Raw genomic sequence first — 23,603 nt, 5'->3', positions numbered from 1 at the left:
ACACCGCTATCGCGAGCAGGCTCACTCCTACATTTGGAAATGTGACAAACCAAAGCCATCCGGAAACCCCGGACGCTCGATTCACCGAAAACCCCTCGTTTCCCACCGCGCCCTGATCGCGGCGGAGACGAATTTCAAACCAATGATTCGAGGGGAAACACTCATGTTGCGTGCAGCACTTGCCGGTCTGGTACTGGCTTCGTTGACCTTGTCGGCCTCGGCCGAAACCATCCGCATCGCCATCGGCACCCAGGACACCACCATCAATTGCGCAGCCGGTGGGCTGTTGATCCGTGAACTCGGTCTGCTGGAAAAATACCTGCCCCACGACGGCGCCTACAAAGACGCGAAGTACGACGTACAGTGGAAGAACTTCACCAGTGGCGCGCCGCTGACCAACGAGATGGTCGCGGGCAAACTCGACTTCGGCGCCATGGCTGATTTCCCCGGTGCGTTCAATGGTGTGGCGTTCGAAACGGCGGGCAAGCACAGCCTGTTCATCAGCGTGCTGTCGGGCAGCATCAAGGGCAGCGGCAACGGCATCGTCGTGCCCAGCGCCTCGGCCGTGCAGAGCTTGAGTGAACTCAAGGGCAAGACCATTTCGGTGCCATTCGCCTCGACGGCCCACGGCATGTTGCTGCGCGCCGTGGCAGAGCAGGGCTGGGACCCGCTCAAGGATGTCAACATCATCGCCCAGCCACCGGAAGTCGCCGGCTCCGCCCTGCAAGCCGGGAAGATCGATGCCCACGCCGATTTCGTGCCGTTCGCCGAACTGTTCCCGAGCCGTGGTTTCGCCCGCAAGATCTACGACGGCGCCCAGGCCAACGCGCCGACCTTCCATGGCGCACTGGTGGATCAGGCCTATGCGAAGAAGTACCCGGAAATTGTCGTTGCCTACCTGCGCGCCAGCATCGAAGCCAACCAACTGCTCGCCGCCGAGCCGGAGAAGTACAGCGAGCTGATCGCCAAAGTCACCGGCGTCGATGCCGAGGTCAACTACCTGTTCCACGGCCCGCTGGGCGTGCAGACCCGCGACCTGAGCTGGAAACCTGAATATCGTCAGGCCGTCGGCACCGCCATCGACACGTTGAAATTGCTGAAGAAAGCCGATCGCGGGCTTGATCTGAATACTTTCATCGACGACCAGTACATCCGCGCCGCTTTCAAGGCCTCGAACCTCGATTACACCGCGCAACTGGCCAACTACGCGCAGACGCCTTTACCGGGTGTGGATGCGGCGACGGGCAAGGCCATCGCCGACGTTAGCCATGTCGCTGAGATCTGGGTGCGCGGTGAGGAAAAAGTCCGCCGTTATGGCTCGGCTGAATCGGCGTTCACCGCCCTGGCTGCGCTGAAGCAGGAAGGCAAGAACATTCGTGCGGTGTATGCGCAGGCCAGTGACAGCGGGATCAAGTTGCTCGCTGAACAAGCCTGGTTTGCCAGCGATGCCAAGGGCCGCCTCAGCGCATTTCTGCTCAAGGGCCAGGCCCAGCAATACGCCACGGCGCAGGGCGGCAAGGTGTTCGATTTCAGCGATGCCACTGCGCAAGCCGTCGCTGCGCGCTGAAGATCAAAAGCCCCTCACCCTCACCCTAACCCTCTCCCGGAGGGAGAGGGGACTGACCGAGTTGTTTGTGAGAGATACGCCGACGTGAAATACCGAGTCGAACTCAGGTTTTGAAAAGCACGCAGGTCGGCTCCCTTTCCCCCTCGCCCCCTTGGGGGCGGTCCGACGTTTCGGGAGGGCTGGGGTGAGGGGGTAGATTTCAGCCATCACACAGATCCGCAAGCGGAAATGCCACTCATGAAAACACTACGCTGGGCACCAAGAATCAGCTCCCTGTTGCTCTGCCTGCTCTTCTGGCAACTCGCCGCCAGCCATCACTGGAACCTCGGCCTGGTGACCTTCGCCAACGTGCCGACGCCACTGGCGGTGATCGAAGCCGCGCTGGGCCTGGGCGACTCCGGCAAACTCTGGCAGCACTTGAGCAGCAGTCTCGGTCGCGTCTTTGCCGGCTACCTCGCCGCATTGCTGATCGGCATCGCTCTGGGGCTGGCCATCGGTCGTTCGAAGTGGGCCGAAGACATCCTGCTGCCGCCACTGGAAGTCCTCCGCCCGATCCCCGCCGTAGCCTGGATTCCGCTGGCGATCCTGATGTTTCCGTCCTCGGAGTTGTCGATGGTCTTCATCACTTTCACCGGCGCGCTGTTCCCGATCCTGCTCAACACCGTGCACGGCGTCGAAGGCGTCGATCCACGTCTGATTGCCTCGGCGAAGAGCCTCGGAGCAGGGCGCGGGGCGATTCTGCTGGAAGTGATCCTGCCGGGCGCTGCGCCGAGCATCATCACTGGCCTGGCGATCGGCATGGGCACTTCGTGGTTCTGTCTGGTGACGGCGGAAATGATCTCCGGGCAGTTCGGTATCGGTTATTACACCTGGGAGTCCTACACCATTCAGAACTACGCCGACATTGTCGTCGGCATGCTCCTGATCGGCGTGTTGGGCATGGGCAGCAGTTGGCTGATCAAACGCCTGGGCGGCTTGTTCACGCCCTGGCATCGACCGCGAGGCAAAGCCTGATGAGCGTGATGCAAACCCCGGAAGGGCGGATCGACATCCGCCAGTTGTCCATCGTCCTCGGCCAGGGCCGCGAAGCCTTCGAAGCAGTGCAGGGCCTCGATTGCCAGATCGAACCCGGTCAGTTCGTCTGCATCCTCGGCCCGTCCGGTTGCGGCAAGTCGACCTTGCTCGGCGCCCTGGCGGGCCACTTGAATGCCAGGACCGGCAGCCTGAAAGTCGACGGCAGTGAAGTGGCCGGCCCGTCACCGCTGCGCGGCATGGTGTTCCAGCATCACACGCTGTTCCCGTGGCGCACGGTGCGCGACAACGTCGCCTTCGGCCTGAAGATGCGCGGCGTCGGCAAGGCTGAGCGGCATCGCGCCGCTGACGACATGCTCAAGCTGGTTGGGCTCGAAGACTTTGCCGAACGCTGGCCGGATCAGCTCTCTGGTGGCATGCAGCAACGGGTCGAGATCGCCCGGGTGCTGGTCAATCGCCCGCGTCTGTTGCTGATGGACGAGCCGTTCGGTGCGCTGGATGCGCTGACACGTCTGAACATGCAGGAATTGCTGCTGGACATCTGGACGCGCATCCGCACCACCGTGGTCTTCGTTACCCACGACATCGACGAGGCGCTGTTTCTTGCCGATCGCTTGCTGGTGATGAGCGCGCGACCGGGGCGGATCATCGAAGACTTGCGTCTGGACTTTCCACGCCCGCGCACCAGTGAACTGGTGACCAGTCCCGAGTTCGCCCGCCTCAAACGCCACTGCCTCGACCTGCTGCGCCACGACAACGACCGACCGCTGCCGCGCCTCAATCCGCTCGGTCTGCCTCCTGAAAACCCTTTGCCGCGATTTGCCCTATGACCTCTATTTTTGCTGTGACCGATAACGAAGACATCCTCGCCCTGCAACCGCGCCTGACGGCGGAAGACGCCGGCGTGCGGCGCATTGCCCTGATTGATCTGGCCGATCTCGAAGAACCGGATGGCTTGCTCTGGCTGGTCGATCGACTACGCCAGGATCCCGCTGAGGATGTTCGGGCTGAAGCTGCGCGATTGCTTGAAGCGTGGGAAGACGAAGCGGTCGTGCAAGCCTTGTGCGAAGCGCTAACGGATCCGTCGCCCGCCGTACAGTCGGCGGCCGCGCAGAGTCTGAGCCTGCTCAAGACTGCAGCGGCAGGTCGGGTGATTCTGCCGTGGACCGCCCATGCCGACGTCAGTGTGCGTATCGCTGCATTTCGGGCGTTACGAGAATTGCGCTTCGCCGAGGCCGCGCCGGCTGCCCTCGCAGCGTTGGGTGATGCCGATGCCAGTGTCCGTCGCGAAGCGGTCGGGGTACTCGGCTGGCTCAAACAGCTCGACGCACTGCCAGCCTTGGCCTGCCTGGCCAGCGACGATCCGGACACCGAAGTGCGTCGCGCCGCCACCGGTGCGCTCGGTCTGGCCAGCGGCGTCGATGTGCTGCCGGCGCTGCGCCAGGCCTTGCATGATCATGCCTGGCAAGTACGCGAAGAAGCCGCGACCACGCTGGGCAAGGTCGGCCACAGCGACGCCGGCCCGGCTTTGGTCGAAGCGCTGAGCGATGACTATTGGCAAGTGCGGCTGCGCGCCACCCGCAGCCTCGGTCGACTGCGCTTCGTCCCGGCGCTGGACGCGCTGATTGATACTCTCGGCCACCGCATCAGCAACCTGCGCAAAGAGGCCGCGCTGGCTCTTGGAGAGTTGAACGAACGCGGCGCCGTGGCCGCGTTGCAGGCAGCGCAGGACGACGGCGACCCGGAAGTGCGCAAAGCCGTGCGCATCGCATTGAGTCAGTTGCAATGAACCCGTTGTCGGTGGGCAACTCGCAGAGTGCGCGCACGTTGCGGCTGAGTTGGCCGGACGGGCGCGCATCGTTGCTCAAGCACGCCGATCTGCGCCGGCAATGCCCGTGCTCGCAATGCCGCGCGTTTCGCCTGCGCGGCATCACGCCGCTGGTTGATGATCGCGTACGCCTGATCGAACTCAACCCGCAGGGGTATGGCGTGCAACTGGTGTTCAGCGATGGGCATCAACGCGGGATTTACCCGTGGGAGTATCTGGCGCAGCTTGATTCTTCGCCTCCCCGCATTCTTACAGAGACATGAGGATTCTGTAGGAGCTGACGAGTGAAACGAGGCTGCGATCTTTTGACTTTGACTTTGACTTTTAAAAGCAAGATCAAAAGATCGCAGCCTTCGGCAGCTCCTACGCCGACTGGCGGTTCTTGTCATAAAATTCCCGCAGGAGTACAAATGTACTCCATGACAAACCTGACTCCCCGCCGTACCGCCATTCTGACCTTTATCCGCGATCGCATCGCCGAGCACGGTCAGCCCCCAAGCCTCGCTGAAATCAGCGAGGCGTTTGGTTTTGCCTCGCGCAGCGTGGCGCGCAAGCATGTGCTGGCGCTCACCGAAGCCGGTTTCATCGAGGTCAATCCGCATCAGGCCCGCGGCATTCGCCTGCTGGGGCAACCGCCGCGTCCGGAGTTGCTGGAGATCCCCGTGCTCGGTCGCGTGGCCGCCGGTGCGCCGATTGGCGCCGATGCCGACATCCATAACCGGTTGCTGCTCGACCCGGCACTGTTCTCGCGCACCCCGGATTACATGCTGCGGGTGCAGGGCGACTCGATGATCGAAGACGGCATCCTCGACGGCGATCTGGTCGGGGTGCGGCGCAATCCCGAAGCGCTCAACGGCCAGATCGTCGTTGCGCGTCTGGACGGTGAAGTGACCATCAAACGCTTCGAACGGGTCGCAGATGAAGTGCGCCTGTTGCCACGCAACCCGGCTTATCAGCCGATCGTTGTGCGTGATGATCAGGATCTGGCCATCGAAGGCGTGTTCTGTGGCCTGGTGAGGCAAGGCTGATGGGCGCCGTCGTTGCACTGGATACGCTGTTCAATGGCGGCCAGGTCTGGCGCGGCCGGCCTGCGCCACCGGCGGCGAGCCCGCAGCCGACCGGGCATGCTGCTCTGGACGCGGCCCTGCCCAGCGGCGGCTGGCCGGAAGCGGCGCTGAGCGAAATCCTCCTCGCCGGCCCCGGTGTCGGTGAACTGCAACTGGTCTGGCCGACCCTGGCGCGATTGTCGGCGGCGGGTGAACGCATCGTGCTGGTGGCACCGCCATTTGTGCCGTACCCGCAGGCCTGGGCCAATGCCGGGGTTGATCTGCGCCAGTTGTCGGTGATTCAGGCCAGTGAACGCGATGCCTTGTGGGCGGCGGAGCAGTGCTTGCGCTCGGGCAGTTGCGGCGCAGTGCTGTGCTGGCCGAACAAGGCCGATGACCGTGCGCTGCGGCGTTTGCAGGTGGCGGCGGAAACCGGCCAGACCCTGGCCTTTGCCTGGCGCCCGTTGAGCGAAGCGGTCAACCCCTCACCGGCAGCGTTACGGATTGCCATCGATGCCAGACCGGCGCAGCTACGGGTGCTCAAGTGCCGCGGCGGGCTGGCGCGTGCGGCGCCGATTGCCTTTGCCGTGGGGCACTGATCGTCATGCGCTGGGTATGTATTCTGTTTCCGCAATTGGCCCTCGATGCCGTGCTGCGTCAGCGGCCCGATCCTGATGAGCCGTTGGTGCTGCTCAGCGGCCCGGCCCAGCGCAGGGTGCTGCAAGCAGTGAATCCGGCGGCGCGTAAACTCGGCCTGCGCCCCGGCATGTCGATGACTGCCGCGCAAGCCATGAGCAAAGGCTTTGCCACCGCTGATTACGAGGTGGCCGAGGTCGAACACTGGCAGCAGTTTCTTGCTGCGTGGGCCTATCGCTTCAGCGCGCAGGTCAGCGTGCATTACCCACGCACCGTGGTGTTCGAGATTGAATCGAGCCTCGGCCTGTTCGGCACCTGGCCGCAATTCGAAGCTCGCCTGCGCCAAGAGTTGCAAGACCTCGGCTTTCGGCACCGTATCGTCGCCGCGCCGAACCCGGTGGCCGCGCGGGTGCTGGCCAATGCTTACGATGGCCTGGTGGTGCCGGACGGCGAAGCCTTGCAGCATCACCTCGGGCAATTGCCTGTCGACCGTGTCGGCCTGGAACCCAATGTCGCTACGGCGTTGTCGCGCATGGGCCTGCGCAATCTCAGTCAGGTACAAAGCCTGCCACGTCAGGCACTGGCCCGACGTTTCGAGGCGCAGATGCTCAAACACCTCGACACACTGTTCGGCGCACGCCCTCTGGCGCTGGCGTTCTATCTGCCGCCAGACCGTTTCGATATCCGCATCGAACTGAATTTCGACGTGCAATCCCATCAGGCCTTGCTGTTTCCGTTACGACGCCTGACCGGCGATCTGTCGGCATTCCTTTGCGGGCGCGACAGTGGCGTGCAGCGTTTCGATTTGCATCTGGAACACGCAGGGCTGCCGGACACGGTGATCAAGGTCGGTCTGCTCAGTGCCGAACGTGATGCGGCAATGCTCTTCGAGTTGGCCCGTGGGCGACTCGAACACGTGCAGGTCGAGGCGCCGGTACGGGGTTTTCGCTTGCGCGCCGAAGACCTGCCGAGTTTCGTGCCGCAGTATCAGGAGCTGTTCGACGACCGCCCGCAGCAGACTTTGCCCTGGGAACAATTGCGCGAACGCCTGCGCGCACGGCTGGGTGATGATGCCGTGCAGGGGTTGCGCTTTCAGGCCGATCATCGCCCCGAGTGCGCATGGCAGAACGCCGTCGATAAACAGCCTTGCACAGGTTTGCCCAGCGTCCAGCGTCCCGGCTGGCTGCTCAATGAACTGCAAAGCGTGCCGGAAGGTTCGGCGCGGATTCTCATGGGGCCGGAACGCATCGAATCCGGTTGGTGGGACGGTGGCGACGTGCGGCGTGATTATTACCTGATCCAGAACCGCGCCGGTCAACAAGGCTGGGCCTGGCGCGCCGTGGGTGAGGGCGGTCCGCTGTGGCTGCAGGGCTGGTTCGCATGAACACCGGATATGCCGAACTGCATTGCCTGTCGAACTTCAGTTTCCAGCGTGGTGCCTCGAGTGCACTGGAGCTGTTTCAACGGGCGAAAAAGCAGGGTTATCAGGCGCTGGCGATCACCGATGAATGCACCCTGGCCGGGATCGTCCGCGCATGGCAAGCGGCAAAGTCCGTCGAATTGCCGCTGATTATCGGCAGCGAGATGCGCATCGACAACGGACCGAAACTGGTGCTGCTGGTGGAGAACCTTGCTGGTTATCAGGCCCTGTGCGGTTTGATCACCCGCGCCCGGCGACGTACGCAGAAAGGCCAGTATCAGGTACTGCGTGAAGACTTCGACCAAGCGCTGCCGGGGTTGCTGGTGGTGTGGGTGCCGGATTCGGCGGATGACCGGGAAGAGGGCCGCTGGCTGAAACAGACTTTCGGCGAACGCCTGTGGCTGGCGGTGCAACTGCATTGCGGGCAGAACGACCAACAGCGGTTGGCGGCACTATCGGGGCTGGCGAATGAGCTGCAGATTCCAGCGCTGGCCAGCGGCGATGTGCACATGCACGCCCGTGGCCGCCGTGCCTTGCAGGACACCATGACCGCGATTCGTCATCACGTCCCTGTCGCCGAGGCGGGTCTGCGTCTGCACCCCAATGGCGAGCGGCATCTGCGCTGTCTCGATGTGCTGCGCGAGTTGTATCCGCCGGCCTTGCTCGAGGAATCGGTCAACCTGGCCCGACGCTGCACCTTCGATCTGAGCGAACTGCGCTATCAATATCCGAAAGAGCTGGTGCCCGAGGGCCACTGTGCCAGTTCCTGGTTGCGGCAACTGACCGAGGAGGGCATCGCCTGGCGCTGGCCGGAAGGGCCTCAGGCCAAGGTACTCAAGCAGATTGACGACGAACTGCAACTGATCGCCGAACTCGGCTACGAAAGCTACTTCCTCACCGTGCACGACGTGGTGCGCTTTGCCCGCACGCAGAAAATCCTCTGCCAGGGCCGCGGTTCGGCAGCCAATTCGGCGGTGTGTTTTGCCCTGGGCATCACCGAGATCGATCCGGATCGCACCACGCTGCTGTTCGAGCGCTTCATGTCCAGGGAGCGCAACGAGCCGCCGGATATCGACGTCGATTTCGAGCACGAGCGCCGTGAAGAAGTCCTGCAATACGTGTTCAACCGTTACGGTCGGCGGCGCGCTGCGCTGACGGCAGTGGTCAGCACCTACCATGCCACCGGCGCCGTGCGCGATGTGGCCAAAGCTCTGGGCCTGCCGCCGGATCAGATCAATGCGCTGGCCGATTGCTGCGGCCGCTGGAGTGATGAAACGCCGCCGCTGGAGCGCTTGCGCGAGGGTGGCTTCGACCCGGACAGTCCGGTGCTGCGCCGGGTGTTGAGCCTGACCGGGCAACTGATCGGCTTCCCCCGGCACCTGTCGCAGCACCCTGGCGGTTTCGTGATTTCCGAGCAGCCGCTGGACACCCTGGTGCCGGTCGAAAACGCAGCCATGGCCGATCGCACCATCATTCAATGGGACAAGGACGACCTCGATGCGGTCGGCCTGCTCAAGGTGGATATCCTCGCCTTGGGCATGCTCAGTGCGATCCGTCGTTGTTTCGACCTGCTGCGCCGGCATCGCGAACTGGATCTGACGCTCGCGACGATCCCGCCCGAAGACAAACCGACCTACGCAATGATCAGCCGCGCCGATACCGTCGGCGTGTTCCAGATCGAGTCGCGCGCGCAGATGTCGATGCTGCCGCGCCTGAAACCGCAGACGTTCTACGATCTGGTGATCGAAGTGGCGATCGTCCGGCCGGGGCCGATTCAGGGCGGCATGGTGCATCCGTATCTGCGCCGGCGTAATAACGAAGAGGCGGAAACCTATCCGTCTCCGGCGCTCGAAGTCGTGCTGAAAAGAACCCTGGGCGTGCCGCTGTTTCAGGAGCAGGTCATGCAGATCGCCATCGTTGCTGCCGACTACAGCCCCGGCGAGGCCGATGAGCTGCGTCGTTCCATGGCTGCGTGGAAGCGCCATGGCGGACTGGAACCGCACAAGGAACGTCTGGCCGCCGGCATGAAAAAAAACGGCTACACCCCGGAATTCGCCGCGCAGATCTTCGAGCAGATCAAAGGCTTCGGCAGTTACGGCTTCCCCGAATCCCACGCCGCCAGTTTCGCCTTGCTGACCTACGCCAGTTGCTGGCTCAAATGCCACGAGCCGGCGGCGTTTGCCTGTGCGTTGATCAACAGTTGGCCGATGGGCTTTTACAGCCCTGATCAGATTCTGCAGGACGCGCGCCGGCACCAATTGCAGATCCGCCCGGTGGATGTGCGGGCCAGCGATTGGGATTGCAGCCTCGAGCCGCTGAGTGCCGGGCAACCGGCGATTCGCATGGGCCTGCGCATGATCAAAGGCTTTCGCGAAGAGGACGCCCGGCGCATTGAAAGCGCGCGCCGCCACGGAGCCTTTGCCGATGTCGCGGATCTGGGCGAACGCGCCGCCCTCGACAGCCGTGCGCAAGCCTTGCTGGCGGACTCCGGCGCCTTGCGCGGTCTGGCCGGGCACCGCCATCGTGCGCGCTGGGAGGTGGCCGGGGTGCAGAAACAACTCGGCCTGTTCGCCGGACTGCCCAACGAAGAAGAAGACAAAATCGTCCTGCCCAAACCCAGCGTTGGTGAAGACCTGCATGCCGATTACGCCACGGTGGGCACCACACTGGGGCCGCATCCGCTGGCGTTATTGCGTGGCGAGTTGCAGGCGCGGCGCTGCCGCAGCTCGCGGGAATTGCTGGATATTGAACATGGCCGGCCGGTCAGCGTGGCCGGGCTGGTCACCGGCCGGCAGCGCCCCGGCACGGCCAGCGGGGTGACGTTCGTAACCCTGGAAGACGAGTTCGGCAACGTCAATGTGGTGGTCTGGCGTGATCTGGCCGAGCGTCAGCGACAGGTGCTGGTCGGTTCGCAATTGCTCAAGGTCGATGGCCGCTGGGAACGCGAAGGCGATGTGCGCCACCTGATCGCCGGGCGCATGAGCGACCTCAGCCCACTGCTCAATGGCATTCACGTGCAGAGCCGGGATTTCCACTGATTCCAGGCACCCAAGCCAAACCTCAACCCCCTGCAGGAGCGAGCCTGCTCGCGAAAGCGGTCAATCAGTCAGAGAGAATTAGCCTGATACGCCGCTTTCGCGAGCAGGCTCGCTCCCACAGTGGAACTGCAAACGGCCGGTCCAGCCATTTCATTGGCGCCAAAAAAAACCTGTTCTCAATGATGGCACTTTGTCATAATCCCGCGCCTTTTCAGCTCCCGAGCGCATTGTCGTGCCGGGACATCTGCGTTTTTCAAAGGAATACTCAATGAGAATGATCTCCCGGATGCTGGTTTCAAGCGTCGCCATCGCGGTGCTGGGCACCCTCGCCACGACATTGGCCGGCTGCGCCACCGAAAGCTCCCGCGCGCTGCCGGTGGCGAAGGTTGAAAGCGCATCCCAAGTCTGGACCGGGGTTCGCGTGCCAATGGCCGTGGGCAAGTTCGACAACCGCTCCAGCTATATGCGCGGGATCTTCTCCGATGGTGTCGATCGTCTCGGCGGTCAAGCCAAGACCATTCTGATCACCCACTTGCAGCAGACCAACCGCTTCTCTGTGCTGGATCGCGACAACATGGGCGAAATCCAGCAGGAAGCAACCATCAAGGGTCAGGCCCAGCGTCTCAAAGGCGCCGATTACGTGGTAACCGGTGATGTCACCGAGTTTGGCCGCAAAGAGACCGGTGATCATCAGTTGTTCGGCATTCTCGGCCGTGGCAAGACCCAGGTCGCCTACGCGAAGGTCAACCTCAACATCGTCAACATCAGCACCTCGGAAGTGGTCTATTCGACCCAGGGCGCCGGTGAGTACGCCTTGTCCAATCGCGAAATCATCGGTTTCGGCGGCACCGCTGCCTACGACTCGACACTCAACGGCAAAGTCCTCGATCTGGCCATGCGCGAGGCGATCAATCGTCTGGTCGATGGCATGAACGCTGGCGCCTGGAAACCGGGCAACTGATCATCGCCCACTGCAAGGAGCACTACACATGAACCCGTTTTTTTCGCGCTCGCTGATGGCGCTGACCCTGGCTGCCAGCACTGTGCTGGCCGGTTGTGCGGCCCCGAAAACCCTCTATCAATGGGAGGGCTACGAGCCTCAGGTCTACGAATATTTCAAAGGCGAAGAGCCTAAGGAAGCCCAGGCCGAAGCACTCGAACGTGATCTGCAGAAGATTCGTTCCACCGGCAAGGCTGTGCCGCCGGGTTACCACGCGCACCTTGGTCTGCTCTATCTGAGCATGGGCAAGGACGACCAGATGGTGCAGCAGTTCAACACCGAGAAAACGCTGTTTCCCGAGTCCGGCACCTATATGGATTTTCTGCTTAAAAACGCCAAGGCCGGAGCCGTGCAATGATCTCGCGTACCTTGAAACTGTTCGCCGGCGTACTGGCCCTGACCGTGCTGGGCGGCTGTGTCGCGCCCAAGACCGTGGATTACGCGGCCTACAAACAGGCGCGGCCCAAGACCATCCTGGTGCTGCCACCGCTGAACACTTCGCCGGATGTGAAGGCGTCGTACAGCCTGTTGTCGCAGGTGACTTTTCCACTCGCCGAAGCCGGGTACTACGTATTGCCGATCACGCTGGTCGACGAAACGTTCCGCCAGAACGGCCTGACCACCCCGGATGACATTCACCAGGCGCCGCCTGCCAAGCTCAAGGAAATCTTCGGCGCGGACGCGGCGCTGTACATCACCGTGACCGAGTACGGTACGCGTTACATGGTGATCAGCAGCGAAACCGCAGTAACGGCGACGGCGAAACTGGTCGACCTGAAAAGTGGTACCACGCTCTGGACCGGAGCGGCGCGGGCATCGAGTGAAGAGGGTGGCAACAACGGTGGCGGTGGGTTGATCGGCATGCTCATCACTGCTGCGGTGAAGCAGATCATCAACAGCTCCACCGATGCCGGTTACCCGATTGCCGGTGTCGCGAGCAATCGTCTGCTGTCGGCCGGACACCCGGCGGGTCTGCTGTATGGACCGCGTTCGCCGAAGTACGGCACCGACTGAGATAACTCCATAAATCCCTGTGGGAGCGAGCTTGCTCGCGAAAGCGGTATGTCATTCAACGGTGATGTTGACTGACAGAAAGCTTTCGCGAGCAAGCTCGCTCCCACAAGGGAATGGGTTGTCCGTCGGTTTATTTGGCGCAAAGCCAAATCCGTTCGCTACTGCCCACGCTCGCAACGAGTGGTCGGCAGATAATCCATCACCTCGCCAAAACGAACTCCCGCGATTGGCCGATGTTCAGCACCCTCATCCGCCGCTGTGCAATATATGAATGCAATTTAGCCATGCGCGGATTAATCTGCGTCTGCCGCTCTTTTTCCATGGCCAGCCATCGCCAAGGGCTGGCTGTCCGATGCCAAAGGAGTGTTCGAATGACCGAAAAGAAACTGGAAACCACGGTCGACCGCGTCTACCAAGGGGTTTACGCGGCGATCAGCAAGCGTTCGTTGCGCCCCGGCATGAAGCTGGGCGAGGCCTCACTGGCCGAACTGTTCAATGTCAGTCGCACCTCGGTGCGCGCTGCGCTCAAACAACTGGAAGCCGATGGCCTGGTCACCACCGAGCCCAACAAAGGCGCGTCGGTGTCGTTGCCCAGTGACGAGGAGATCCGTTCGCTGTTCGAAACCCGGCGGCTGATCGAAATCGGCATCGTCACTGAACTGTGCCGGCGCAAGGACGCCGTGGCGATGCAGGATCTGCGTGCGCACCTGTTGCTGGAAGATGCCGCGCACGCCGCCGGCGACCACGAGCGGCTGATTCACCTGCTGGGCGAGTTCCACATCAAACTGGCGCGCAGTCTGAACAACCCGGTGTTGCTCGACTGGTTCCAGAAGCTGATCTCGCGCGCCTCGCTGTACGCCGCCGCGCTCGACGACGACAGCCATCAGGCATGCCGCGACGATGAACATCTGCGTTTGCTCGAGTACATCGAGGCCGGCAATCAGAGCGCTGCGATCGAGCTGACCTGCACCCACCTCAACGGAATCGAGAAGGCGATTCTCGACGTTGCGGCGAAAATGAAAACCGGCTATCACCCACTCAAACACTTGATTGGCGTCTGAATGGCTCGGCGTCGCAAATCGGCTATACCTCCAATGAAACCAATGCGCTTTCAAAGCCTCGAAACACACGGGCGTCGCGTCGTTGAAGCGTTGCGATAGATCGGAAAACCGCAAAAAAGGACACTGAGTCAGGCGATGCAGTTTTTATCCGAAAGCCACGGCTGTGAGGGCTGGAAAGGCGAAATGGCCGGACGCATACGTGCGTTCGACTGGAGCCATACCGAACTGGGTCCGCTCGCCGACTGGCCGGCCAGCCTGTGCAACACCGTGCAACTGATGCTGGCCTCGCCGCTGCCGATGGTGATGCTTTGGGGCCACGCCGGCTACATGATCTATAACGACGCCTATTCCGAATTCGCCGGCGGCCGCCATCCCTACCTGCTCGGCGTGCCAGTCGAACTGGGCTGGCCGGAGGTAGCCGAATTCAATCGTCACGTCGTCGACACCTGCCTGGCCGGCGGTACCTTGTCCTATCGCAACAAAGAACTGGTATTGCTGCGCGACGGCGTCCCGGAAGACGTCTGGATGGATTTGTATTACAGCCCGGTCGCCAACGACGAAGGCGTGCCTGGCGGCGTCATGGCGATGGTGGTCGAGACCACCGAACTGGTGCATTCCGAGCGCCTGCGCCAGGCAGCGGAAGATGCCTACCGGGCCGACAATGAGCGCGTGCGCCTGGCCTTGAATGCCGGCGCACTGCTGGGCTCGTTTGTCTGGGACATCAAGAACAATCGCTTGTCCGCCGATGAACGTTTCGCCCGCACCTTCTCCTATCCCGCTGACCAGGACCTGAGCGATCTGCAACAAGACATCGCCGAATCGCGCATCCATCCTGACGACCATCCCTGGGTGCAGGACCGCGTTGCCCATTGCGTACGCACTGGCGAGCCGTACAACGCCGAATACCGTGTGCAGCGCGCCGATGGTCAGTACCTGTGGGTGTTGGCCAGCGGCGCCTGTGAGTTCGATGAGCAGGGCAGGCCGTTTCGTTTCCCCGGCGTGCTGATCGATATTCATGAGCGCAAGAACGCCGAAGAATCACTGCTCAAATTCACCCGCAACCTCGAACAGCGCGTGGCCGCCGAAGTCGATGCGCGACTGGCCGCGGAAGAACAACTGCGGCAGTCGCAGAAACTCGAAGCCATCGGCGGCCTCACCGGTGGTGTCGCCCACGACTTCAACAACCTGCTGCAGGTCATCGCCGGCAATCTGCATTTGCTCGCGCGGCATGAACCGAACAATGCCAACGTACAGCGCCGGGTCGGGGCTTCGCTGGCAGCGGTCGAACGCGGTGCCAAATTGTCTTCGCAACTGCTGGCGTTTGCCCGACGCCAACCGCTTTCGCCCGCCGTGTGCAATCCACAACAGATTTTCGAAGGCGTCGGCGAATTGCTGCAACGCGCGTTGGGCGAAACCATTCAGATCGACGTGCAGCTGCCGCCGCAGCCATGGCACATCAACGTCGACCGCAACCAGTTGGAAAACGCCATTCTCAATCTGGCGATCAACGCCCGCGACGCGATGAAGGGCGAGGGGGTTATCGGCCTCAGCGCTGCCAATGTGCGTCTCGACAACGAGTTCTGTGCCGGCAAAGGCATTTCGGCTGGCGAGTATGTGCGCGTGGCGGTCAGCGACACTGGCGTGGGTATTGCCCCACAGATGCTCGAGCAGGTCTTCGAACCGTTCTTCACCACCAAGGCCGACGGACAGGGCACCGGCCTGGGTTTGAGCATGGTGTTCGGCTTCGTCAAACAGAGCGGCGGCCACGTCGAGATCGACAGCCAGCTCGGCGAAGGTACGCGAGTGCAGCTGTATTTCCCCCGCAGTCTGCGTCCGGTCCGCGAAGAGACAGCCAGCGTCGGCGAACGCAAGGGCGGTGGTCACGAGACGATTCTGGTGGTGGAAGACAACGACGCGGTACGCGCTTCTGCGGTGGAGTTGCTGCGGGAAGAAGGCTATCGGGTGATGACGGCGGGCAATGGCGACGTCGCCATGCAGATGTTGCTGGAAGGCATAGAAATCGATCTGATCTTCACCGATGTGGTCATGCCCGGCCTGATCAAGAGTTCCGATCTTGCGGCGTGGGCCAAGGTGCAGATGCCACCCGTGCCGGTGCTGTTCACCTCCGGCCACACCCGCGACATCATTTCCCGCGACCACCAGCTCAGTCCCGATACGCATCTGCTCGGCAAACCTTACAGCCCGCAAGCTTTACTGCAGATGATTTGCGAGGTGCTCGGCACCTGAGGCCGAGCGCTGCCCCGGTTTTCAACACAAGGCACGCCGATGATTCCCAAGCCCAACCCAAAAGCCCCCGCCGGCATGGTTCGCGTGCGCGGCGCCCGCGAACACAATCTGAAGAACGTGGATGTCGATATTCCCCGCGATGCGCTGGTGGTGTTCACCGGCGTCTCGGGTTCGGGCAAGTCGTCGCTGGCGTTTTCCACGCTGTATGCCGAGGCCCAGCGGCGTTATTTCGAGTCGGTGGCGCCGTATGCGCGGCGGTTGATTGATCAGGTCGGCGTGCCGGATGTCGATTCCATCGAAGGTCTGCCGCCCGCCGTGGCTCTGCAACAGCAGCGCGGCACGCCGAGCGCGCGTTCCTCGGTGGGCAGCGTGACGACATTGTCGAGCCTGATCCGCATGCTTTATTCCCGCGCCGGCAGCTATCCGCCGGGGCAGCCGATGTTGTATGCCGAAGACTTTTCGCCGAACACGCCGCAGGGCGCCTGCCCGGAGTGTCACGGGCTTGGCCGCGTCTACGAAGTGACCGAAGCGCTGATGGTGCCGGACCCGAACCTGACCATCCGCCAGCGCGCCGTGGCGTCCTGGCCGCTGGCCTGGCAGGGCCAGAACCTGCGCGACATCCTCGTGACCATGGGCATCGACGTCGACATTCCCTGGAAGAAACTGCCGAAAAAGCAGCGCGACTGGATTCTCTTCACCGAAGAAACGCCGACCGTGCCGGTGTACGCCGGGCTGACCCCGGAAGAAACCCGCGTCGCCCTCAAACGCAAGATGGAACCGAGTTATCAGGGCACCTTCACGGGCGCTCGGCGCTACATCCTGCACACCTTCACCCACTCGCAAAGTGCGCTGATGAAGAAGCGCGTTTCGCAGTTCATGCGCGGCAGCCCGTGCCCGTTGTGCGAGGGCAAGCGGCTCAAGCGCGAGGCGTTGTCAGTGACTTTTGCGGGTTACGACATCGGCGAGCTGTCGCAAATGCCGTTGCTGCAAGTGGCCGAAGTGCTGCGGCCGGTGGCAGCGACCAGTTATCTGGAGCAGGCCGAGGAGAGCGGCGACACCCTCAGCCATGCGCAGACGCGCGAGGCCCGCAAACAGCGGGTCGCCCATGGCGCCAGTGGTCACGCCAGCGCGCCGGACGTGCGTCACACGCCGAATCTGTCGCTGGAAAAACGCCTTGCGGCGCAGCGCATTGCTGAAGATCTGCTGGAGCGCGTCAGCACCCTGACCGATCTCGGCCTGGGTTATCTGGCGCTGGAACGCAGTACGCCGACCTTGTCGTCGGGCGAGTTGCAGCGTTTGCGCCTGGCCACGCAGTTGGGTTCGCAGCTGTTCGGGGTGATTTATGTGCTGGACGAGCCATCGGCCGGCCTGCACCCGGCAGATGGCGAGGCGCTGTTCGAGGCGTTGCAACGGCTGAAGGCTGACGGCAACACATTGTTCGTGGTCGAGCATGATGTCGAAACCATGCGCCGTGCCGACTGGCTGATCGACGTCGGTCCGGCAGCGGGTGAGAAGGGTGGGCGGGTGTTGTACAGCGGTCCGCCCGATGGATTGTCGACCGTCGAGGATTCGCAGACCCGGGCTTATCTGTTCGCCGAAAATCAGCGCCCCGAGCGCACCGCGCGCAAGCCGGGCGGGTGGCTGAAGCTGGAGGGTGTCACGCGCAACAACCTGAATAATCTCAGCGCTGAATTTCCCTTGGGCTGTTTCACCTCGGTGACTGGGGTGTCTGGCTCCGGTAAATCCAGTCTGGTCAGTCAGGCATTGCTGGAACTGGTCGGCGCGCAATTGGGCCGGCCGATAGCCGAGGTCGAGTCGGAAGAACCGAGCCTGGAAGACGACACGCCAACCCCCAGCACTGGCCAGATCACCACCGGCCTGGAGTCGATCAAGCGGCTGGTACAGGTTGATCAGAAACCGATCGGACGCACACCGCGTTCCAATCTGGCGACCTACACCGGGTTGTTCGACAACGTGCGCAAACTGTTCGCCGCGACGCCCGAGGCGCAAGCGGCAGGCTATGACGCCGGGCAGTTTTCCTTCAACGTCGCCAAGGGCCGTTGCGCCACCTGCGAGGGTGAGGGTTTCGTCAGCGTCGAATTGCTGTTCATGCCCAGCGTGTATGCACCGTGCCCGACCTGCCATGGCGCGCGGTACAACCCTGAGACACTGGCGATTCTCTGGCAGGGCTTGAGCATCGCCCAGGTGCTGCAATTGACCGTCGATGAAGCGGTGGCAGTGTTTGCCGAGCAGGCGGGGATCCGGCGTTCGCTGGAGGTGCTGCGCGATATCGGCCTGGGTTATCTGCGCCTGGGGCAACCTGCCACGGAACTGTCCGGTGGTGAAGCGCAGCGGATCAAACTGGCAACCGAGTTGCAGCGCAGTCAGCGTGGCGCGACCCTGTATGTGCTGGACGAGCCGACCACGGGCTTGCACCCCAGGGATGTCGATCGGTTGCTGGAGCAACTCGACACGCTGGTAACGGCGGGGCACACGGTCATCGTGGTCGAGCACGAAATGCGTGTGGTCGCGCAGAGCGACTGGGTGATCGACATCGGCCCCGGCGCCGGTGATCAGGGCGGCAGGATCGTCGCCGCCGGCACACCGCAGAAAGTCGCCGCCAGCAAGAAGAGCAAGACCGCGCCGTTTCTTGCCCGTGCTTTAAGCCGCTGATTGTGGCGCCCTGCCGGAGGCCTTCGCGAGCAGGCTCGCTCCCACAGGTTTGCAAGGTGTACCCAGAAAGTTGGTCACGCCCCGGATCCCTTGTAGGAGTGAGCCTGCTCGCGAAAGCGGAGTGTCAGTAACAGATGAGTTGACTGACCGGACGCTATCGCGAGCAGGCTCACTCCTACAGTTTTGCGAGGTGTACCCAGAAAGTTGGTCACGCCCCGGATCCCTTGTAGGAGTGAGCCTGCTCGCGAAAGCGGAGTGTCAGTAACAGATGAGTTGACTGACCGGACGCCTTCGCGAGCAGGCTCACTCCTACAGTTTTGCGAGGTGTACCCAGAAAGTTGGTCACGCCCCGGATCCCTTGTAGGAGCGAGCCTGCTCGCGAAAGCGGAGTGTCAGTCGCAGACGAATTGACTGGTCGGACGCCTTCGCGAGCAGGCTCACTCCTACAGGGGGATGTGCTTTGATTCAGGCGCCATCGAGCGTGCGGCGGACCTTGTCGAGCAGTTCGCTGATCTGGAACGGTTTGACCAGCATTTCCATCCCTGTGCCGAGGAAGACCTGGCGGTTGATCGCGGTTTCGGCGTAGCCGGTCATGAACAGGATCGGCAGCCCTGCATTCCAGCCGCGGGCGACATCCGCCAGTTCGCGGCCGCTCATGCGCGGCAGGCCGACGTCGGTCAGCAGCAGGTCGATTGACGGGTCATTCTGCAAGCGCTCCAGCGCCGACTCGATATCCGCCGCCTGCGTGCAGCGATAGCCGGCATCTTCCAGCACTTCGTTGACGAACAAGCGAACAGTGGCCATGTCTTCGACGATCAGCACATGCTCGCCACTGCCTTTGGCATCAGGCACCGGCACAGGCAAGTCGGCGCCGGTCGGGTCGTTGGTGCCGGGCAGCATGATCGTCACTTCGGTGCCACGCCGGGCAACACTGCGGATGTGCGCGTCACCGCCAGACTGACGGGCAAAACCGTAAATCGTCGACAGGCCGAGCCCGGTGCCCTGGCCCAACGGTTTGGTGGTGAAGAACGGTTCGAACACTTTGTCGATCACGTTGTGTTCAATGCCGGTGCCGTCGTCGCGTACCGACAGCGCCACGTAAGCGCCATCGGCCAGATTCGGATCGCCGTGGGAATAAGCGGCGTAGGTGTTGACCCAGATATTGCCGCCGGAGGGCAGGGCATCGCGGGCGTTGATCACCAGGTTGAGCACCGCGCTTTCCAGCTGCACCGGATCCACCAGCGCAATCGCCGGTTTGTTGGTCAGTTCCAGCTTCAGGGTGATGCGCTCACCGATGGTGCGCACCAGCAATTCTTCCAGCGAGCGAACGTGCTCGTTGATATCCACCGGCCGGGTGTCGAGCGGCTGCTGACGGGCGAACGCGAGCAGACGATGGGTCAGCGAGGCCGCGCTCATCGCCGAGTTCAGCGCTGCTTCGGTATAGAACTGCACCTTGTCCAGGCGCTCATCGGCCACGCGTTTCTGAATCAGTTCCAGACTGGTGATGATCCCGGTCAGCAGGTTGTTGAAGTCGTGGGCGATACCGCCGGTGAGCTTGCCCAGTGCATCCATTTTCTGCACTTGCAGCAATTGCGCTTCGGCGTGCACGCGTTCGGCAACTTCCTTAGCCAATTGTGTGGTGGTGTCATCCAGTCGCGCCAGATGCGAGCGCTCGCGGTGGCGATGTTCGGTGACATCTTCGACGAATACCAGGCTCAATTCCGGGGTGCGATACGGCGAAATCTGCCACTGCGTTTCGCGAATCTCGCCTTGCACGCTCATGTTCAGCGTGCCTTTCCAGCGCTCGCCGTCGACCAGTCGCAGACGCAGTTCATCGAGGATCGAGCATTGATCTTCGGCGAAACATTCACGCAGGGCCTGTGGGTCACGGTTGTCGACGATCAACTGAGCAAAGGCATGGTTGCATTCATGCACATTCAGATTGGCATCGATTACCGCAATCGGCGCCGAGACGTTGGCGAAAATCTCGCGAAAACGTGCCTCGCTTTCGCGCAGGGCGTTTTCCGTGTCGCGCACCCGCAGCAAGGTGCGCAGCGTCGCCAGCAGTACGTCGGGGTCGACCGGGTGAATCAGGTAGGCATCGGCGCCGGCGTTCAGACCGGTGATGATGTCGCCGGTCTGGATCGAGGCTGCTGACACATGGATCACCGGCAGCAGCGCGGTGCGCGGGTCGGCGCGCAGCAGGCGGACGATATCGAAACCGCTCATGTCCGGCAGGTTGACGTCGAGGATCAACGCATCGAGGGCTTCGCTCTCGATCAGGGCCAGACCGTCACTGCCGGTGCCGGCTTCGAGCACCGCGTAGCCGTGGCGCTCCAGACGCCGGCGCAAGGCGTAACGGGTGGCGACGTTGTCATCGACAATCAGCAGGCGGATGTCACGATTCATCGACGTTCTCCAGAGCGATTGCCAGCGGGATGATGACAAAGAACGTCGAGCCGACGCCCGGGGTACTTTCAACCCCGACTTCACCGCCCAGCAGCGCGGCGAAACGCTTGCACAGTGACAGACCCAGACCGGTGCCGCGCAAGCGTTTCTGCAACGGCGAATCGACCTGGGAGAAGTCCTCGAACAGCGTGTCATGCAGTTCTGGCGCAATGCCGATGCCGGTATCGCTGACGGCGAAGCGCACTTTGTCTTCGCCTTCCATGCGCGTCGAGACGCGCACTTCGCCACGGGTGGTGAACTTCAGCGAGTTGGAAATGAAGTTGCGCAGGATCTGCCCGAGCTTCTTGTCGTCGGTATACAGGCGCGGCAGGCCGAGCGGCTCTTCGAAGATCAGATCCACCGCCGTCGCATCGACGATCGGCCGGAACATGCCGCGCAAGGCGGAAAACAGATCGAACATGTCGAACCAGGCCGGAGAAATGCTGATGCGCCCGGCTTCGATCTTCGCCAGATCGAGCAGGTCATCGACCATGTCGCTGAGTTCCCGGGCAGCAGTGCTGACGAACGCTACCTGCTTGTGTTGCTCGGGACTGAGCGGGCCGTCGAGTTCGTCGGCGAGCAGGCTGTTGATGCTCAGGATCGAGCCCAGTGGCGTGCGGAATTCATGGCTCATGTACGAGAGGAACCGGCTCTTCAGATCCGAGGCCTGACGCAGTTCCTCGGCCTGATTGTCGAGCTCGGCGTACAGCGCAAGCACGCCCTGATTGGTTTCATCGAGCTCTTCGCGCAGGGCAGTGGTTTCACGCTGCAGCTGGGCGATGAGCGCCGCCTGCTCGGCAGGGCTCAGGGTTGTCGATTCAGCCATGGGCGGCCTCCAGAGCAACGACCAGTACCGTCACGTCATCGCGGCCGCGACAGAAGTCGCGGTGCAGGACGCTGGCTATCACGGCGGGATGGCGATGCACCAGGCCGGGGTAGTCTGCAAGATTCCAACGGGACTGTAAGCCGTCGCTGTACATGATCAATAAATGTCCGTTCACGTGAGCATAGTCAAAGGGTTTGGCTTTACGGTACTGGCCGCCAACGATACCGGGGTGCGAGGCCAGACCGCGGGATTTGCCAGGCTCCAGCAGACTGGCGCCGATGTTACCGACACCGGCGAACGTCAGGCCGTCGCGCTGGCTGTCGAACTGGGCGAACGCCACGGCGCCGCCGCGGGTGCCAAGCATTTCCTGATGCAGGTCTTCCATCAATACCACAGGATCGGCGAACGGTGCCCGGGCGAATGCTTGTGCCCCGGCCAGGCCTGCGCGCTCGGCGTCTTCGCCATGGCCGAGGCCGTCGACCACCAGTGCGCTGATCCGCGAACCTTCATACTTCAGGTGCCAGACATCGCCGCAGGCTGGATCGGCATGCAACGAATGCTGGCTGACCCCGAAGCGGATATCGGCCTGCCGATCGCTGCGGGCAAAGATCCGCGCCAGCAGCACGGCGCCGCGGTGGTCGGCGTAAACATCGAACACATCCGTCTGACGCGACACCGCGCCGAGACCGATGCCCTGCGTACCGCCGGTGGAAAAGCCATCCGCCAGACACGCGTCCAGGTCAAAGCCCTGCGCGCGATCCACGGTCTGCATCTCGATGGCGAAACCGTTGCCCGGTCGTGGCAGTACGCGCAGGTGAAATTCGCCGCGTCGGGCATGCTTGAGCACGTTACTGGCCAGTTCGGTTGCCACCAGCGCCACGCGCCCGGCGTCGTTTTCATCGAAGCCATGCTGCTCGGCGAGTTTCTGCGCAGTGCGCCGTGCGTGACCGATCTGGCTGCTGTCCTCGATCGGCAGGACCTGGGTCAACGACCCGGTGATATTCATGTCCATCGTGTGATCGTAATGCGCGTGCCTTTACCGGGCTCAGTGTCGAGTTCGAATTCATTGACCAGGCGTTTGGCGCCGGTCAGGCCCAGGCCCAGCCCGCTGCCGGAGGTCCGGCCGTCGGTCATCGCCAGTTTGATGTCAGGGATGCCCGGGCCTTCGTCGCGGAAGGTCAGACGCAGGCCGCCCCGGCCGTTTTCCTCGGGGCCCTGCCAGTCCATGTCGCCACCGCCGCCATAGACCATGGTGTTTCGCGCCAGCTCGCTGACAGCGGTCACCAGTTTGGTCAGGTCGATCAGGCGCATGCCGCACTCGGTGGCGAGCTTGCGCGTGGTCTGGCGGGCCAGCACCACGTCCTGTTCAATGGGAATGGGTTGAGTACCGCTGCTGCGCACGGTCATTGTGCAAGTACTCGTTCCCGCAGCAGTTTCATCCCGCGTTCGACGTTCAGTGCGGTACTGACGCCCGGCAATGTCATGCCCAGCTCTACCAGGGTGATCGCCACTGCCGGCTGCATGCCGACCAGCACGGTTTCGGCGTCCATGATTTTCGACAGCCCGGAAATTGTGCCGATCATGCGCCCGATGAACGAATCGACCATGTCCAGCGCCGAAATGTCGATCAACACACCGCGCGCCGAGGTCCGGCTGATGCGCTCGGACAGATCGTCCTGCAGGGTCATCGCGAGTTGATCATGCATGTCGACCTGAATGGTCACCAGCAGGAATTCGCCCATTTGAAGAATCGGAATACGTTCCATG

Annotated in this window: 20 protein-coding genes; 15 read left to right on the top strand and 5 right to left on the bottom strand. The window is 62.5% G+C overall.

What is annotated here, in order from left to right; genetic code table 11:
* Window positions 1–142 precede the first annotated feature (142 nt).
* The 15 genes from AEQ63_RS03640 (at window position 143) to AEQ63_RS03570 (ending at window position 18,562) form a co-directional block, all read left to right on the top strand.
* Entirely contained in the window at window positions 143–1,567 is a 1,425-nt protein-coding gene (locus AEQ63_RS03640; protein ID WP_177330586.1) for an ABC transporter substrate-binding protein, read from the top strand.
* Between the two features lie 237 nt (window positions 1,568–1,804).
* Complete coding sequence (locus tag AEQ63_RS03635; RefSeq protein ID WP_064361810.1) at window positions 1,805–2,581, top strand: ABC transporter permease; 777 nt, start codon at window positions 1,805–1,807, stop codon at window positions 2,579–2,581.
* A complete protein-coding gene (locus AEQ63_RS03630; protein ID WP_064361809.1) occupies window positions 2,581–3,429 on the top strand; it encodes an ABC transporter ATP-binding protein in 849 nt (282 codons plus the stop codon). Before AEQ63_RS03635 ends, AEQ63_RS03630 begins: the two co-directional genes overlap by 1 nt.
* On the top strand, window positions 3,426–4,388 hold the full coding sequence (locus AEQ63_RS03625; protein WP_064361808.1) for a HEAT repeat domain-containing protein: 963 nt from the start codon (window positions 3,426–3,428) through the stop codon (window positions 4,386–4,388). The genes AEQ63_RS03630 and AEQ63_RS03625 overlap by 4 nt, the downstream gene beginning before the upstream one ends.
* Window positions 4,385–4,690: a DUF971 domain-containing protein gene (locus AEQ63_RS03620; protein ID WP_064361807.1), complete on the top strand. Its 306-nt coding sequence runs from the start codon at window positions 4,385–4,387 to the stop codon at window positions 4,688–4,690. Before AEQ63_RS03625 ends, AEQ63_RS03620 begins: the two co-directional genes overlap by 4 nt.
* Before the next feature lie 147 nt (window positions 4,691–4,837).
* Window positions 4,838–5,455, top strand: coding sequence for a transcriptional repressor LexA (lexA, locus tag AEQ63_RS03615; RefSeq protein WP_064361806.1), 618 nt, complete (start codon window positions 4,838–4,840; stop codon window positions 5,453–5,455).
* The gene (imuA, locus tag AEQ63_RS03610) at window positions 5,455–6,072 is read left to right on the top strand and encodes a translesion DNA synthesis-associated protein ImuA (protein WP_042610311.1); all 618 of its coding nucleotides are present in this window, start codon (window positions 5,455–5,457) and stop codon (window positions 6,070–6,072) included. The genes lexA and imuA overlap by 1 nt, the downstream gene beginning before the upstream one ends.
* Before the next feature lie 5 nt (window positions 6,073–6,077).
* Complete coding sequence (locus tag AEQ63_RS03605) at window positions 6,078–7,493, top strand: Y-family DNA polymerase (protein ID WP_064361805.1); 1,416 nt, start codon at window positions 6,078–6,080, stop codon at window positions 7,491–7,493.
* Window positions 7,490–10,567 (top strand): error-prone DNA polymerase, encoded by a 3,078-nt coding sequence (locus tag AEQ63_RS03600; protein WP_064361804.1) that lies wholly within the window; start codon window positions 7,490–7,492, stop codon window positions 10,565–10,567. Before AEQ63_RS03605 ends, AEQ63_RS03600 begins: the two co-directional genes overlap by 4 nt.
* Window positions 10,568–10,853: 286 nt before the next feature.
* Window positions 10,854–11,528, top strand: a complete 675-nt coding sequence (locus AEQ63_RS03595) for a CsgG/HfaB family protein (protein WP_161806066.1) — start codon at window positions 10,854–10,856, stop codon at window positions 11,526–11,528.
* Between the two features lie 28 nt (window positions 11,529–11,556).
* Entirely contained in the window at window positions 11,557–11,925 is a 369-nt protein-coding gene (locus AEQ63_RS03590) for a DUF4810 domain-containing protein (RefSeq protein ID WP_042610315.1), read from the top strand.
* A complete protein-coding gene (locus tag AEQ63_RS03585) occupies window positions 11,922–12,581 on the top strand; it encodes a DUF799 domain-containing protein (RefSeq protein ID WP_064361803.1) in 660 nt (219 codons plus the stop codon). The genes AEQ63_RS03590 and AEQ63_RS03585 overlap by 4 nt, the downstream gene beginning before the upstream one ends.
* Window positions 12,582–12,952: 371 nt before the next feature.
* Window positions 12,953–13,642, top strand: coding sequence for a GntR family transcriptional regulator (locus AEQ63_RS03580; RefSeq protein ID WP_042610317.1), 690 nt, complete (start codon window positions 12,953–12,955; stop codon window positions 13,640–13,642).
* Between the two features lie 135 nt (window positions 13,643–13,777).
* The gene (locus AEQ63_RS03575) at window positions 13,778–15,889 is read left to right on the top strand and encodes a PAS domain-containing hybrid sensor histidine kinase/response regulator (protein ID WP_064361802.1); all 2,112 of its coding nucleotides are present in this window, start codon (window positions 13,778–13,780) and stop codon (window positions 15,887–15,889) included.
* A gap of 39 nt (window positions 15,890–15,928) precedes the next feature.
* Window positions 15,929–18,562, top strand: coding sequence for an excinuclease ABC subunit UvrA (locus AEQ63_RS03570; RefSeq protein WP_064361801.1), 2,634 nt, complete (start codon window positions 15,929–15,931; stop codon window positions 18,560–18,562).
* A gap of 465 nt (window positions 18,563–19,027) precedes the next feature.
* Here AEQ63_RS03570 and AEQ63_RS03565 read toward each other — a convergent pair whose 3' ends face one another.
* Genes AEQ63_RS03565 through AEQ63_RS03545 form a run of 5 tightly spaced genes read right to left on the bottom strand, consistent with a single transcriptional unit; the run spans window position 19,028 to window position 23,602 of the window.
* Entirely contained in the window at window positions 19,028–20,971 is a 1,944-nt protein-coding gene (locus AEQ63_RS03565; protein ID WP_064361800.1) for a response regulator, read from the bottom strand.
* On the bottom strand, window positions 20,961–21,836 hold the full coding sequence (locus AEQ63_RS03560) for a sensor histidine kinase (protein ID WP_042610321.1): 876 nt from the start codon (window positions 21,834–21,836) through the stop codon (window positions 20,961–20,963). Before AEQ63_RS03560 ends, AEQ63_RS03565 begins: the two co-directional genes overlap by 11 nt.
* A complete protein-coding gene (locus AEQ63_RS03555) occupies window positions 21,829–22,842 on the bottom strand; it encodes an ATP-binding protein (protein WP_064362040.1) in 1,014 nt (337 codons plus the stop codon). Before AEQ63_RS03555 ends, AEQ63_RS03560 begins: the two co-directional genes overlap by 8 nt.
* Window positions 22,839–23,243, bottom strand: a complete 405-nt coding sequence (locus AEQ63_RS03550) for an ATP-binding protein (RefSeq protein ID WP_064361799.1) — start codon at window positions 23,241–23,243, stop codon at window positions 22,839–22,841. The genes AEQ63_RS03555 and AEQ63_RS03550 overlap by 4 nt, the downstream gene beginning before the upstream one ends.
* Window positions 23,240–23,602, bottom strand: coding sequence for an STAS domain-containing protein (locus AEQ63_RS03545; RefSeq protein WP_042610323.1), 363 nt, complete (start codon window positions 23,600–23,602; stop codon window positions 23,240–23,242). The genes AEQ63_RS03550 and AEQ63_RS03545 overlap by 4 nt, the downstream gene beginning before the upstream one ends.
* Between the last annotated feature and the right edge of the window lies 1 nt (window position 23,603).

The sequence above is a fragment of the Pseudomonas sp. RIT-PI-o genome (assembly GCF_001297215.1).
Taxonomy (GTDB): domain Bacteria; phylum Pseudomonadota; class Gammaproteobacteria; order Pseudomonadales; family Pseudomonadaceae; genus Aquipseudomonas; species Aquipseudomonas moraviensis_A.
The sequence above is the reverse complement of the archived record's forward strand: the minus strand, read 5'-3'. Positions and strand labels throughout refer to the sequence as shown.

Coding starts and splice junctions, on each gene's coding strand:
- AEQ63_RS03560 (WP_042610321.1), bottom strand. CDS start 21,836: ATGGCTGAATCGACAACCCTGAGCCCTGCCGAGCAGGCGGCGCTCATC.
- AEQ63_RS03590 (WP_042610315.1), top strand. CDS start 11,557: ATGAACCCGTTTTTTTCGCGCTCGCTGATGGCGCTGACCCTGGCTGCC.
- AEQ63_RS03550 (WP_064361799.1), bottom strand. CDS start 23,243: ATGACCGTGCGCAGCAGCGGTACTCAACCCATTCCCATTGAACAGGAC.
- AEQ63_RS03600 (WP_064361804.1), top strand. CDS start 7,490: ATGAACACCGGATATGCCGAACTGCATTGCCTGTCGAACTTCAGTTTC.
- AEQ63_RS03630 (WP_064361809.1), top strand. CDS start 2,581: ATGAGCGTGATGCAAACCCCGGAAGGGCGGATCGACATCCGCCAGTTG.
- AEQ63_RS03620 (WP_064361807.1), top strand. CDS start 4,385: ATGAACCCGTTGTCGGTGGGCAACTCGCAGAGTGCGCGCACGTTGCGG.
- AEQ63_RS03555 (WP_064362040.1), bottom strand. CDS start 22,842: ATGAATATCACCGGGTCGTTGACCCAGGTCCTGCCGATCGAGGACAGC.
- AEQ63_RS03575 (WP_064361802.1), top strand. CDS start 13,778: ATGCAGTTTTTATCCGAAAGCCACGGCTGTGAGGGCTGGAAAGGCGAA.
- AEQ63_RS03570 (WP_064361801.1), top strand. CDS start 15,929: ATGATTCCCAAGCCCAACCCAAAAGCCCCCGCCGGCATGGTTCGCGTG.
- imuA (WP_042610311.1), top strand. CDS start 5,455: ATGGGCGCCGTCGTTGCACTGGATACGCTGTTCAATGGCGGCCAGGTC.
- AEQ63_RS03585 (WP_064361803.1), top strand. CDS start 11,922: ATGATCTCGCGTACCTTGAAACTGTTCGCCGGCGTACTGGCCCTGACC.
- AEQ63_RS03635 (WP_064361810.1), top strand. CDS start 1,805: ATGAAAACACTACGCTGGGCACCAAGAATCAGCTCCCTGTTGCTCTGC.
- AEQ63_RS03545 (WP_042610323.1), bottom strand. CDS start 23,602: ATGGAACGTATTCCGATTCTTCAAATGGGCGAATTCCTGCTGGTGACC.
- AEQ63_RS03595 (WP_161806066.1), top strand. CDS start 10,854: ATGCTGGTTTCAAGCGTCGCCATCGCGGTGCTGGGCACCCTCGCCACG.
- AEQ63_RS03625 (WP_064361808.1), top strand. CDS start 3,426: ATGACCTCTATTTTTGCTGTGACCGATAACGAAGACATCCTCGCCCTG.
- AEQ63_RS03640 (WP_177330586.1), top strand. CDS start 143: ATGATTCGAGGGGAAACACTCATGTTGCGTGCAGCACTTGCCGGTCTG.
- AEQ63_RS03580 (WP_042610317.1), top strand. CDS start 12,953: ATGACCGAAAAGAAACTGGAAACCACGGTCGACCGCGTCTACCAAGGG.
- lexA (WP_064361806.1), top strand. CDS start 4,838: ATGTACTCCATGACAAACCTGACTCCCCGCCGTACCGCCATTCTGACC.
- AEQ63_RS03565 (WP_064361800.1), bottom strand. CDS start 20,971: ATGAATCGTGACATCCGCCTGCTGATTGTCGATGACAACGTCGCCACC.
- AEQ63_RS03605 (WP_064361805.1), top strand. CDS start 6,078: ATGCGCTGGGTATGTATTCTGTTTCCGCAATTGGCCCTCGATGCCGTG.